This is a genomic window from Micromonospora radicis (assembly GCF_003583405.1).
Taxonomy (GTDB): Bacteria; Actinomycetota; Actinomycetes; order Mycobacteriales; family Micromonosporaceae; genus Micromonospora; species Micromonospora radicis.
Genome location: NZ_QXEC01000026.1, coordinates 1 through 12,775, shown reverse-complemented (window position 1 = coordinate 12,775; position 12,775 = coordinate 1). Strand labels below are relative to the sequence as shown.

At 67.8% G+C, this 12,775-nt stretch carries 13 protein-coding genes; 11 read left to right on the top strand and 2 right to left on the bottom strand.

The annotated features are described in order from the left end of the window. Positions 1–786: 786 nt before the first annotated feature. The gene (locus D2L64_RS22015; protein WP_233559088.1) at positions 787–1,491 is read left to right on the top strand and encodes a GntR family transcriptional regulator; all 705 of its coding nucleotides are present in this window, start codon (positions 787–789) and stop codon (positions 1,489–1,491) included. A gap of 58 nt (positions 1,492–1,549) precedes the next feature. Here D2L64_RS22015 and D2L64_RS22010 read toward each other — a convergent pair whose 3' ends face one another. Both D2L64_RS22010 and D2L64_RS22005 read right to left on the bottom strand, forming a co-directional pair. After that, the gene (locus D2L64_RS22010; RefSeq protein WP_119579117.1) at positions 1,550–2,317 is read right to left on the bottom strand and encodes an HAD-IA family hydrolase; all 768 of its coding nucleotides are present in this window, start codon (positions 2,315–2,317) and stop codon (positions 1,550–1,552) included. Then, positions 2,314–3,195, bottom strand: a complete 882-nt coding sequence (locus D2L64_RS22005; RefSeq protein ID WP_119579116.1) for a class II fructose-bisphosphate aldolase — start codon at positions 3,193–3,195, stop codon at positions 2,314–2,316. The genes D2L64_RS22010 and D2L64_RS22005 overlap by 4 nt, the downstream gene beginning before the upstream one ends. Before the next feature lie 181 nt (positions 3,196–3,376). On the opposite strand from D2L64_RS22005, the gene D2L64_RS22000 reads away from it, so the two are divergent. From D2L64_RS22000 to D2L64_RS21955, 10 genes are all read left to right on the top strand, one after another. After that, entirely contained in the window at positions 3,377–3,871 is a 495-nt protein-coding gene (locus D2L64_RS22000) for a VOC family protein (RefSeq protein ID WP_119579115.1), read from the top strand. A 33-nt stretch (positions 3,872–3,904) separates the two neighbouring features. Next, positions 3,905–4,459, top strand: coding sequence for a VOC family protein (locus D2L64_RS21995; RefSeq protein WP_119579114.1), 555 nt, complete (start codon positions 3,905–3,907; stop codon positions 4,457–4,459). Positions 4,460–4,469: 10 nt separating this feature from the next. Further along, positions 4,470–6,014, top strand: a complete 1,545-nt coding sequence (locus D2L64_RS21990) for a xylulokinase (protein WP_119579113.1) — start codon at positions 4,470–4,472, stop codon at positions 6,012–6,014. Positions 6,015–6,037: 23 nt separating this feature from the next. Next, positions 6,038–6,814 (top strand): SDR family NAD(P)-dependent oxidoreductase, encoded by a 777-nt coding sequence (locus D2L64_RS21985; RefSeq protein ID WP_119579112.1) that lies wholly within the window; start codon positions 6,038–6,040, stop codon positions 6,812–6,814. Positions 6,815–6,902: 88 nt separating this feature from the next. Beyond that, on the top strand, positions 6,903–8,378 hold the full coding sequence (locus D2L64_RS21980) for an MFS transporter (protein ID WP_119579111.1): 1,476 nt from the start codon (positions 6,903–6,905) through the stop codon (positions 8,376–8,378). Then, complete coding sequence (locus tag D2L64_RS21975) at positions 8,378–9,385, top strand: Cof-type HAD-IIB family hydrolase (RefSeq protein ID WP_119579110.1); 1,008 nt, start codon at positions 8,378–8,380, stop codon at positions 9,383–9,385. Before D2L64_RS21980 ends, D2L64_RS21975 begins: the two co-directional genes overlap by 1 nt. Next, entirely contained in the window at positions 9,351–10,481 is a 1,131-nt protein-coding gene (locus D2L64_RS21970; RefSeq protein ID WP_119579109.1) for an epoxide hydrolase family protein, read from the top strand. The genes D2L64_RS21975 and D2L64_RS21970 overlap by 35 nt, the downstream gene beginning before the upstream one ends. A 52-nt stretch (positions 10,482–10,533) precedes the next feature. After that, positions 10,534–10,968 (top strand): RpiB/LacA/LacB family sugar-phosphate isomerase, encoded by a 435-nt coding sequence (locus D2L64_RS21965; RefSeq protein ID WP_119579108.1) that lies wholly within the window; start codon positions 10,534–10,536, stop codon positions 10,966–10,968. Further along, positions 10,961–11,833, top strand: coding sequence for a transketolase (locus D2L64_RS21960; RefSeq protein ID WP_119579107.1), 873 nt, complete (start codon positions 10,961–10,963; stop codon positions 11,831–11,833). The genes D2L64_RS21965 and D2L64_RS21960 overlap by 8 nt, the downstream gene beginning before the upstream one ends. Next, positions 11,830–12,768: a transketolase family protein gene (locus tag D2L64_RS21955; protein ID WP_119579106.1), complete on the top strand. Its 939-nt coding sequence runs from the start codon at positions 11,830–11,832 to the stop codon at positions 12,766–12,768. Before D2L64_RS21960 ends, D2L64_RS21955 begins: the two co-directional genes overlap by 4 nt. Positions 12,769–12,775 lie beyond the last annotated feature (7 nt).

Here is a 12,775-nt window from a genome sequence, read left to right as displayed (position 1 = left end):
GAGTGCTACCAGCAGCGACAGTGACCCAAGGAAGAAGCCCCACGGTGTCGATGATTTAGAGGGCAATCCGTGATCTGCATCACCGGTGGAGGGAGAGGCGCTGGTCTTGAACTCCAACGCCTCTCCCAAGGTGGAGCGCCGTGATATCTCACAACCGTCTCACGGACGGTCCGGGAAGACCCGGTATCGGTTGGCATGGCCCGGCCGATTGCCTGGCCCCTGACCTGCATCCCTGGCACGGGCTGGCACTGTCCGGCGCCCCCCGGCAGCCCGGCTAGTTCACTGGCAGTGTGGGGGTCAGGGGTTCGAGTCCCCTCGGCTCCACCCTTGTTTCCGCAGGTCAATCGGCATTGGTCATCGACCAATGCCGATTTTCTGATCATCGTGCTCACAGGTGTGCTCACACGATCGCCCCACACTGCTGCTCGATGATCGGCGGCAGGTCGTGCATCACACCGATCTTCAGCAGGCATTTCGCTGTGATCTTGGCTGTTGGCCTGATCGAGGTGAAGTGTGGGTTAACCGCTCCGTTCATAGAGGCTGTGCCGCTACCAGCGGATGGCGCCCGGAGCGTCGCACCCAGGTATCGATGGTGGCCTGCCCTGTGCTGCGCCACCTGACCGGGCCCGTTCGTTTCCGGCCTTGTCTACACCGGTTCAACTGCATGGCGAGGTGCCCGACCGGCAGGCGTGGCCGCTGGCGTGGACATGTATATCGTGGGATAGACATTCAGACTGCCCCGAGGAGGCTCGTGTCATGGCTACGATGCTCGACCGAGACTCGCCGGTGCCCCTCTACGCCCAGTTGGGCGACATCCTGCGCGAGCGCATCGCGTCCGGGGAGTGGGCACCGGGAAGCAAGATCCCGTCCGAGAACGAGCTGAACACCATGTACGGTCTCAGCCGAATGACCGTGCGCCAGGTGCTCAACCGTCTCGTTGACGAGGATCTGCTCTACCGTGTGCAGGGCAAGGGCACCTTCGTCGCCCATCGCAAGATCAGTACCCGATCCCCCGCGTACCTGGGGATCCGGGAGCAGTTGGAGCAGCAGGGATACGCGACGCGCACCGTGGTACTCGGCATCGATGTTGTCGAGCCGCCCCAGTCCGTGGCTGAACGGCTGGACCTCCCCGTCACCGACCGGGTCGTGCGGATCCGGCGCCTGCGGTTCGTCGACGACCAGCCGATCAGCCTGCACGAGTCGTACATCCCCGAGCAGCGTGCCCGTGACCTCGTCACCGCGGAACTCTCGGAGCGGCAACTGTGCGTCGTGCTCGAGGAGGACTTCGGCCTTGCGATGTCGTTCATCGCCGAGACCCTGGTGTCGGTGCCCGCGCCGAGAGCCGAGGCCGCCCAGCTCGACGTCAGCCCGGGTGCGCCGCTGCTCCTGCTGGAGCAGACCATCTCAAGTGCCGACCGTCGACCGTTCGAGCTCGCGCGGATCTACTTTCGCGGCGACCGCATCAGACTCGAGTTCCAGTACGAACGTTGACCACCCGGCGGGGCACCCGGACCGGACGGGGGCGAACTGGCCTCCCCGGACAGTGGGCCTACCCGACGAGTACGGCTTCGAGCGTGGCAAGCCCTACGATGCCGTCGTGCAGGGCCAGGTCACCCGCGAGCACAGTGGCGGGCCGCCCGGGCTCACCGAGGTCGGAGAGGACGGCGGTGGCTGCGGGAAAGTCGTCCTCGTGGGTGTAGGCGCTCACGGTCACGACGTGTGCGATACCGGCGGCGGCAGCAGCCGCCGCGCCCGACTGTGAGTCCTCCACGACGACGGCCTGCTGGGGCGAGCGTCCGAGCACGGTCAGGGCGTAGCGGTAGATGTCGGGGGCCGGCTTCTTGTTCGCGACGATGTCACCGGCGAAGATTCCGCTCAGTCGCTCGACGAGGTCCGATCCGAGCACGCTGTCTGCCACCGCGCGGACACTGGGCAGGGCCGAGGTCGAGGCGATGGCGACCTGCCACCCGGCGTCGAGCGCCTCGGCCACGATCCGGCGGATGCCGGGCCGCCCGGGCAGTCCCTGCGTGACGAGGCGGACGTACTCCGCCGTCTTGACGGCGTGCAGTCGGGCGATGACGGCGTCGAGTTCGGCGGCGTCGGTCGGCAGCCCCGCTTCCGGGTGCTCGGTCACGAGCGTACGCATGCGCTCCTTTCCGCCGCCTATGCGCAGGAGCGGACCGTACTCCTCGGCCGTCCACTGCACCGGGATGCCCAGCTCGCTGAACGCGTGGTTGAAGGCGGGCAGGTGTGAATCGCGCTCGGTCTCGGCGAGTACGCCGTCACAGTCGAGCAGCAGCGCACGCGATGCGGTCATCGGGCCGTCTCCGTGACGAGGCGGGCATGCTGCGCCGAGCCGAACATCTCCATGTGCTCCGTGAGCATCGGTTCGATGCGTTCGTCGATCGCGCGGAACAGCGCCGTGGGTTCCCATTTGCCCGTCCGCTCCGCCTCGACGAGGTGATCGCGGGCACCTTCCATGTAGGCGCGCTTGAGCGCCGTCGAGATGTTGATCTTCGCAATGCCCGCGTCGATGAACTCCCGGAACTGGTCGGCGGTAAGACCCGTTCCGCCGTGCAGGACGACGGGGAGGTCGGTGCGACCACGCAGTTCGCGGGCACGCGCGAACTGCAGCGTTGGCTCGGACGTGTACAGCCCGTGGGAGGTGCCCAACGCCGGGGCGAGCATGTCGACGCCGGTGATCTCTGCCGCGTCGACGAGCTGCTCGATCGTGTAGCCGTGCAGGGCCAGGTCGCTGCCGACGCCGTCCTCGACACCGACGATGTTCTCGATTTCCGACTCCACCGAAACCCCCGCCGCGTGTGCCTCCAGGGTGACGGCACGGGTCGTGGCGAGCGCCTCGTCGAAGTCGAGGTGGGAGGCGTCGTAGAGCACCGACGACCATCCGTTGGCGATCGCCTCGGTCACCACGGCAGGGTCGGGGCAGTGGTCCAGGTGCAGTGAGACGGGCACGTCCGCGTCCTGCGCGACGGCGCGGACGATCGCGGAGATCACGGCGGCGCCGCTGAGCTTCACCGTCTTGACGGAAGTCTGCAAGATCACGGGCGACCCGGCCCGACTCGCGGCGGACACGACGGCGCGGATGGAGAGCTCGTCGACGATGTTGACGGCGGGTACGGCGTACTTGCCGGCCTGTGCTGCTCGGACGAGGTCGAGCGTTTCGGCGAGGGGCACGGTGGCCTCCGGATTTTCTGGGAATGCGGGGCCCGTCTCGAGGCCGAGAGGAGCGGAGATGACTATTGCTATACATGACTATACGTGTGTAGCCTGCATGACACAAGTCGAGTCCCGGTAGCACAGCGGAAACACCCAGGACACCTCGAAGACGCTGTTGTCGGCAGAAACGGAGCCGCACGTGGGAATCAGTCGCATCTACCTGCAGACGATCAACTGCACCGACCTCGATGTCTCGCTCGAGTTCTACACACAGGTCTTCGGGTTCGTGGACGTCACGCCCGAACGCGACGCCGCACTCCAGGCAGATCTCGAGAACAACGTCTACCCGGCCCTGTTCGGCGTCGATGGTCCCGTCGCCTTCCGCGAGGCGTACCTCGCCGAGACGGAAGGGAAGCCGGGCGATGCCCTCATCCACCTCTTCCAGTGGCGGACCCCGGCGCCCGTCGGCCGCAACGCGTACCCGACCTCCAACCACGTCGGGCTGGTCCGCACGCAGTTCCAGGTCGACGACTTCGACGGGGTTCGCCAGCGGCTGATCGCTCGCGGGGCCAAGTTCTACGCCGACGAGTTCGAATGGCTCGGCGCCGGCAACTCCGCCAACCCCCCGAAGCCGTCCCGCCTGATCTCGGCACTCGACCCCGACGGGGTCATGATGCAGATCAAGGCCCGCTGACCAGCGCCCTCCTCCAGAAAGCGCATACCCGCCATGGCCGTAACCATCGCCCACCGCTGCATCCACGCTCGCGACATCCACGAGACGCTCGCCTTCTACACCGGCCTGCTCGGCCTCACGACCCGCGAGAACTCGCAGTTCCCCGACAAGGGGATCATGTTCAGCCGCGACAACATCGACTCGCCCGACCCCGTCATCGCCGACTACATCAACGCTCTCGTCACCGAGAAGCTGCCCACGCTGTACGCCATGCCTGCCGTCAAGCAGTTCGACATCGCCGGAATCTTCATGGCGGTGCCGGGGACCGAGTCGACGGGCCCCTGGATCGACACGTTTCTGTGGAACTACCCGCCCTACGCCAACCACGAAGCGTACGAAGAGGTCAACCACGTCGGGTTCGCTCGCCTAGAGTTCCTGGTGGACGACTTCGAAGGGACGCGCGAGCGACTCCGCGAGGCGGGCGCGCGGTTCATCTCCGAGGAGATCGTCATCCCTGCCGGCGTGCTGCCCGACGGCCCGGTAGGCCCGACGCGCGCGATGTCACTGCGCGATCCCAACAACATCGTCATCGTCCTGATCGAGGCGTGAGGGGGATGCCATGACAAAGCGCTACCTCCTCGGCATCGACGTCGGCTCCAGCGGTATCCGCGCGGGTGTCTTCGAGGCCGACGGCAGCTTCGTGGCGGGCGGTTCGGCGAGCTTCATCGCCCGCTCCGCCCAGCCTGGTCAGCTCGTCTACCACGACGACGATCTCCGTACCGCCCTCTACACCTCGATCCGCAACGCGATCGCGAAGGGCGTGGACCCACGGGAGATCGAGGGCGTGAGTGTCGCGGTTCCCGCCACGCTCACGATGTTCGACCGGGACGGCGGTATGCCCTTCCACATGATGTCGGTGATGGACGGCCGCGCCGGCCGCTACTACGGCGAAGCGCGCCAGCGACTTGAGGCCGCCGGTCTGTCGCTCGACGACTTCTTCCGGATCAATCGGGCACCGATGATCTGGCTGACCCAGTTCCTCGCCCTGCGCGATCTGTACCCGGCCGAGTTCGACCGCGTGCAGAAGGTCGGGCTTTCCGGTCACTCGGCCGTTATCCGGGCGCTGGGCTACGACGGCTACGCCGACACCGACGACGAGGCGGCCTTCTCCAACATCTACGACGTCGAGCGCCGGCGGTACGACCCTTCCCTGGCGGCAGCCTTCGACATCGAACCGGCGATCTTCGCTCCGTTCCTGGCGCCCGGCACCCCGGTCGGCGCCGTCACCGCCGACGTCGCCGCGCAGAGCGGCCTCGTCGAGGGCACCCGGATCTACGTCGGCTCCAGCGATTCGGTCGCCCAGACCGTAGCCCTCAACGGGTTCGACCCCGATGTCTCGGTCCTGAGCCTTGGCACGACCGGAATCGTCATCAAGCGCACCCCGCACTTCATCGACATTCCCGACCCGACCACGACGATCACGACGGCGGGCTTCGACGACTGGAAGGTCAGCACGGGAAGCCCCTCCTTCGGCGCCAGCTACCGCTGGCTCAAGGAGAACATCTGCTATGGCGACGCGATCGACGCGACCGACGAGCAGGCCATCTACGAGCGCATCAACACACGCGCGGCCCGCAGTGCGATCGGCGCCAACGGCGTGACCTTCCTGCCCCACTTCTGGGGCACCCTCAGCAACCCGTTCGCGCGGACGACGCTCATCGGCCTCGACTTCACGAACACCACCGACGACGTCGTCCGTGCCGTGCTGGAGGGCACCGCGTTCGACCTCGCCGAGGCGATCGGCTTCGTCGACACGGCGGTCGGCGAGTCCCCGCCGATCCTGCGGACCACCGGCGGCGGCAGTCAGTCGCCGCTGTGGCTGCAGATCATCGCTGACGTCACCGGCCGCAGCCTGGAACTCACGCAGTGCCCACCGCAGTACACCGGATGTCTCGGTGCCGCAGCGATCGCGGGGATCGGCGCGGGTGTCTACGCCGATCACACGGAGGCAGCCCAGACCGTCGCCAAGGTCAACCGCGTCGTCGAGGCCGATCCGTCGACGGCCGACGCCTACCGGGAGGCGAGCGCCCTCTACGAGCGCGCCGCCCGGACGCTCTCCGAGCACGTCTACTCCGCTCCCGCACTGCCGCTTGCGGCGGCGTGAGCCCGACCCGAAAGAGCATCATCATGACCACCACACCACTTCTGGAAGGCAAGGTCGCCTTCATCACCGGTGGCGCTTCCGGCATGGGCCGGGCCTGCGCCCTGACCTTCGCCGCCGACGGTGCCCGCGTCGTCGTCGTCGACCTTAACGAGAAGGGCCTCGAGGAGACCGTCGCCCTCGTCGAGGCGCAGGGCGGCGAAGCCGCCTCGATCGTCTGCGACGTCAGCTCGGAGGAGTCCGTCAAGGCCGCGATCGACTTCACGATCGAGCGCTTCGGACGCCTCGACGGCGCGGTCAACAGCGCCGGCATCGACAGCAAGATGCATCCGTTCGCCGAGATCCCGACCGACGAGTGGAACCGCAACCTCGGCGTGAACCTGACGGGCCTCGCGTTCTGCGTCCGTTACGAGATCGAGCGGATGCTCGAGGTCGGCGGCGGGTCGATCGTCAACATCGCCTCCGTGGCGGGCCTGATCGGCGTACCCGGGATGGCCGACTACACGGCCGCCAAACACGGCGTGGTCGGCCTCACGAAGGCCGCGGCTGCCGACTACGCCCGGCAGAACGTACGGATCAACGTGATCTGCCCCGGCGTCATCGCCACCGCGATGATGGCAGAGCACTTCCAGGCGAGCCCCGAACTCGAAGCCGTCTACCGCAAGTCCAACCCCATGCACCGCTGGGGGACACCGGAGGAGATCGCCGATGCCGCCGCGTGGCTGCTGAGCGCTCGTTCCTCGTACGTGACCGCCCAGGCGATCGCCGTCGACGGCGGCGCCAACTCCACCGGGGGCTACTGACCCGAACCCGCACCTGTCACGGGAATGCGCCGACTGCGCGTCCCCGTGGCCGAGTGCGCCCTTCGCACGGACAGAACGGACCCCCGCCATGACGCTCGACACCGACGATACGACACACCGCACCACCACCTCGCCTGCTGCGTCCCCCGCTCTCATCCCCTGGCTGCCCCGCGGCCTGAGCATGGCGATCGCCTTCATGCTCCTCGTGACGATGAGCGAGATCGCCTTCTTCATGCCCGTCAACCTCTATGGTCCGATGGGCGCGGATCTCGGGCTGGCCCCCTCGGCCGTGTCCTGGGCGATCCTCGCCTCGGCGATCGCGTCGGCCGTGAGCACCCCGCTCATCGCCCGGCTCGGCGACATCCTCGGCCACCGCCGCGTGCTGGTGGGAACGCTCGTCCTGGTGGTCATCGGCTGGTTCGTCTCGGCTGCCGCCCTGACCGCGCCGCTGCTGTTGGCTGGGCGATTCCTCACCGGGTTCGGCAACGCCACCGCCGCGCTCACCCTCGCGATCGTCGCCCGACACCTCACCCAACCCGACCAGCGCAAGGCGATCGCCATCAACATCGCCGGCCAGGCCACGGCGACATCGGTCGGCTTCATCCTCAGCGGCGCGCTGCTCACGCTCGGCTTCTCGTGGCGGATCGCGTTCGCGGCGGGCGGCACTCTGCTGCTGGCCTGCTTCGTCGCGGTGCTCCTGCTCGTGCCCAAGGTCGACCAGCCGCGCACCCGCGTGCCGCTACGCGACTACGACATCCCCGCGATCGGGCTGCTCGGTGTCGGCCTCGCGGCGCTCACGATCGCCCTCAACCAGGTGCTCGTCTGGGGCAGCGGCTCACCGGAGTTCCTGTTCACCCTCGCGCTCGGTGTCGTGTGCATCGCCGCCTGGATCGGGTGGGAGTTCCGCGCCCCCAACCCGCTCGTCGACCTACGCATCGCCTTCTCCCGCAAGCTGTGGCCGGCTTTCACCCAGTTCCTGTTCTCCACGCTCGCGACCCTCACGCTGTTCAGCCTCGTGCTGACGTTCATGATGACGCCAGCCGAGACCGGCTACGGGTTCGGATTGAGCCCCGTCATGGCCGCCTGCGTCATGATCCCGTCCTCGCTGTTCGGATGGCTCGCCGCCCGGCTCACCCCGTCCCTGCTCGGCCGGGTGACGGCCCGCACGGGCATTCTCCTGCCCGGCGCGGGAATCTTCCTCACCTACGTGTTCTTCTACTTCTTCCACGGCAGCATCGTCGAGTTCGTCATCGTGACGGCGCTGTTCGGCTACTTCGTGCACGCGCTCGTCATCGCGAGCACGTCACTCATCGCCGCCGAGGCGCCCAAGGATCGCGCGGCGGCGACAACCGGGCTGTACATCGTGTTCGCGTCGATCGGTCAGGCGCTGGGCGCCGCGCTGTACGGCTTGGCACTGACCGCGTACGCCGATCCGGCCACGGGTGCCCCGACCGTCGACAGCTACCAGGTGGCCTTTGGGATGCTCGTGGGGGCCACGCTCTGCGGCCTGCTCGTCGCGTTGTTCATACCGCGCGGAATCCGCTTCGCGCAGGTGTCGCACTGATGGGCGGGCAGGGCCCAGCGAGTGCTGTCGCCGACGCGGGAACGGTTCCGCTCGGCCCTGCCCGGATCGGCCTCGTCGCCCTCGACATCGACGGCACCCTGATCGACTCGCCCCGCTCCGACCGGATCGCCCCCGCCGTCGTCGATGCCGTCCGGCGGGTTCGGGAGGCGGGCGTGCCGGTCGTGCTCGTCTCGGGGCGTACCCACGCCATGATGACCCCCTACCGCGACGTGCTGGCAGCCGAACCGGTCCTGGGTTCGGCCAACGGCGCAGTAGTCCGGGACGACCATGACATCCTGCGCCGCGCGACCCTCCCCGCCGATGCCATTGCCTGGGCGGTGAGGATCGCCGAGCGGTTCGACCTCGATGTCATGTTCTACGGCGTCGACGACCTCTCCGTCTTCCCGGTCGCCGGCCACCTGCACGAGCCGGGCAGCACGCCCGAGGCGCGGTGGACGCGGGTGGGCGCGCGGCTGATCGCCGATCCCGTCCGCGAACTGGCCGGCACCTCGGTCGTGAAGCTTGTCTTCATCGCGGCGGACGAGATCGCAGCCGAGCGGATCACCGTCCGGGTACGGCGGGAACTGCCGTCGTGGGCGGGAACGTCCGAGCTCGCCCGGTCGTCCGGCGGTGCCTTCGGCCTGGAGGCGCCGGGAGCCGACAAAGGTTCGGCGCTCGCGCTGATCGCCGAAGGGTACGGGGTTCCACTCGATCGGATTCTCGCGATCGGCGACCACGAGAACGACCTGCCGATGCTGCGCGTAGTCGGCCACCCCGTCGCGATGGGCAACTCTCCCCCACAGGTACGCGCGCTCACCCACTTCACCACCGCATCGGTAACTGAGGACGGGGTGGCTCTCGCGCTTCGCCGCCACCTGCCGTGGGCGTTCACCGACGAGCCGGACGACCCGACGGCGAGCCCTGCACCACCCGACGGCGAGCCACCCGGACCAGAAGCAGAAGGGAAACGCCATGACCAGCACATTCCGCATCGAGATCTCCGATGAGGTCATCGCCGACCTTCATCGGCGGCTGGACGCGACCCGTCTTCCTCCGCCCCTTCCGGGGGCTCCGCGCTCACGCGGTGTCGACCTGGCGGAACTCGAGGAACTGCTCCGCTACTGGCGTCAGGACTTCGACTGGCGCGCCGTCGAACGCAGGTGGAACGCGTACCCGCAGTTCGTGACGAGCGTCGACGGAGTCGACCTGCACTACTTCCACATCAAGGGCCCCGAGGGCAGTCTCCCGCTCATGCTCGTACACGGATGGCCCGGTTCGTTCCTGGAGTTCGGCGCGGTCGTCGACATCCTCACGGCGCGTACACCGGCCGACGGCCCGACCTTCGACCTCATCATCCCGTCACTACCCGGGTACGGATTCAGCGGCAAACCCACCGACGAGGGCTGGAACGTCGACCGCGTCGCGGACGCCTTCACCGCCCTGCTCACCGACGAACTCGGTTACGACCGGTACTTTCTCCAGGGCGGCGACTGGGGCTTCCGGGTGACCACCGCGATGGCCCAACGGAACCCCGAGCACGTCATCGGCCTGCACCTCAACCTCGCGCTCGCCCTGCCACCCGAGGACGGCGACCCCGCGGAGATCGCGGCCTTCACGGAGGCGGCGAACGGCTACGCCGGGGAGACCGGCTACCTCGGCATCCAGGAGACCAAGCCGATGTCGCTCGGCGTCGGTCAGGCCGATTCCCCGGCCGGACTCGCGGCGTGGATCCTGGAGAAGTTCGAGACCTGGTCCGACAGCCCCGGCGGAGTCCTGCACGACCTCGACGCCGACGCCGTCGTGGCCAACATCATGCTCTACTGGGTCACCAACACCGCGGCGAGCGCGATGAACTTCTACTTCGAGTCGGCCGGCCCCGAAGGGCTCGACTGGAGCCGCCCGGTGCAGGTGCCGGTCGGATACGCGCGCTTCCCGCGGGAGATGGGGGTCGCCGTCGCGATCCCCGACGAGTGGCTGCGGCGCCGCTATCACCTCGTGCATCTGCGCCATCACGAGCGCGGGGGACACTTCGCAGCCCTGGAACGTCCGCAGGAACTCGCCGGTGACGTTCTCGATTTCGTCACCACCGTGCAGGCATCGTGATCGCACGGCGTGTGATATACACATGTATATACGAGTGGGAGGAGTGCCTGGGATGATCGTCGGATTCGGCAGTGACCCCAACGCCGGGGAATTGAAGAACACGCTGATGGCGTATGCCGAGGCGCTCGGACACGAGGCGCGGGATCTGGGGTCGGATGATCCGCTCTACCCCCGCACGGCTGTGGACGTCGCGAAGGCGGTCGTCGCCGGCGAGGTCGACCGGGGAGTCGTGCTGTGTGGCACCGGAATCGGGGTCTCGATCGCGGCCAACAAGGTGCGCGGCGCGCACTGTGCACTCGTCACCGACACCTACCAGGCCCAGCGCGCCCAGTTGAGCAACAACGCCAACCTCATCGCGATGGGTTCGCAGGTCACCGGCCCCGAACTCGCCAAGCTCCTGCTGGCGGAGTATCTCGGGACGGCCTACGTCGAGAACGACCGCAGCGCGCCCAAGCTCGCCGAACTCGAGCGGCTCGAAAATGCCTGACGAACGCGGACTCGACGCGTCCGGGCTACGGGTGGAAGCGGCACACGCGCGCCTGCTCGTGCTGCGGATGCTGCGTGCGGGGGGATCCGGCCACCTCGGCGGAGTGCTGTCGTGCATCGACATCGTCACGGCGCTCTACTTCCGAGCGCTGCGCGTCGATCCCACCCACCCTGAGGCACCCACGCGCGACCGATTCCTGCTCTCCGCAGGCCACAAGGCGATGGCCCAGTACGCCGTCCTCGCCCGACGTGGGTTCTTCCCCGAGAGTTGGCTCGACAGCTACGGCGGGCTCGGCAGTCGACTGGCCGGGCACCCCGACATGCACAAGCTCCCCGGCGTCGAGGCGAACACCGGTGCGCTCGGGCATGGTCTGTCGATCGCCGCCGGCATGGCGCTCGGCGCCCGCCTGGCCACAACTGGGGCACGTGTGTTCACGATCCTGGGCGATGGCGAGCTTCCGGAGGGCGCGAACTGGGAGGGGGCGTCGATCGCGGCACATCACCGGCTCGGCAACCTCGTCGCGTTCGTCGACGTCAACGACCTGCAGATCAGCGGGCCGACGCGAGAAGTGATGGGGATGGAACCCATCGACGACAAGTTCCGCTCCTTCGGATGGAACGTCACCACGATCGACGGCAACGACATGGCGCAGATCCTCGATGTGTTCGACGGGTTGAACCCGGCGGCCACAGTGCCCACGGCGGTCGTGGCCCGCACCGTGAAGGCGAAGGGCATCTCGACCCTGGAGAACACCGTGGCCTCACACTATTGGAAACCATCGGAGGCCGAGCTGGATGCCGCGGAGGAGGAACTCCGCGCGACGCTTGACGCCGCACGGCGCGAGTCGTTGGCGGTCGTACGATGAGTGCCGCACTTGTCGATCCGCGTAAGACTCTCGGCGCGGCCGTCACGGCCCGAGCGGAGGAGGACGCGCGCATCGTCGTGCTTTCCGCCGACAGCGGACTCTCGTCGGGCTTCGGAGAATTCCGCGCCCGCCACCCTGAGCGCTACCTCGAATTCGGCATTCAGGAACACGGCGTCACCGGAGTCGCATCGGGGCTCGCCACGACCGGCTTCGTCCCCGTGTTCGCCGCGATCGCCGCGTTCGTCACGAACCGCAACTTTGAGGCATTCCGCAACGATGTCGGCTATATGGCCCAGAACGTCAAGATCGTGGGGCGTAACGGCGGTATGACCTACTCCGATCTTGGGCCTACTCACTACTCGCTGGAGGACTACGCGCTCGTACGAATGATCCCAGGCGTCGTCGTATTGGCACCGCAGGATCCGGGCGAGATCCGCGGTGCGGTCGACGCGATGCTCGCCCACGACGGCCCCGTCTACATGCGCGTCGGTGGCCCGTCGATCCCCGAGTTGTTCGCGCCGGGTGAGTTCCGTATCGGGATCGGCCGAACCATCCGGGAGGGCGATGCGGCCACCGTGGTCAGTACCGGTCAGATCACGGCCGAGGTGATCGCCGCGGTCGATCGTCTTGGCGAACGTGGCATCCGGGTGGAACTCATCGGTATGCCCACGGTCGAGCCGATCGACGCCGACCTCATCGGCGCGTCTGCGCGGCGCACGGGCCACATCATCACCGTCGAGGAACACTACGTACGCGGCGGCCTGTCTGCGGCCGTCGCCGAGTGTGTCGGGCCGCTCGGCATCCGCACCGACGCGATCGGTCTCCCGCACACCCACATCGCGACCGGCCCCTACCCGGGGCTGCTCAGCATGTACGGCCTGGACGCCCCCGCCCTGGAGAAGCGGATCCTCGGGCTCCTCGCGACAGGGAACTGAGCGGGGG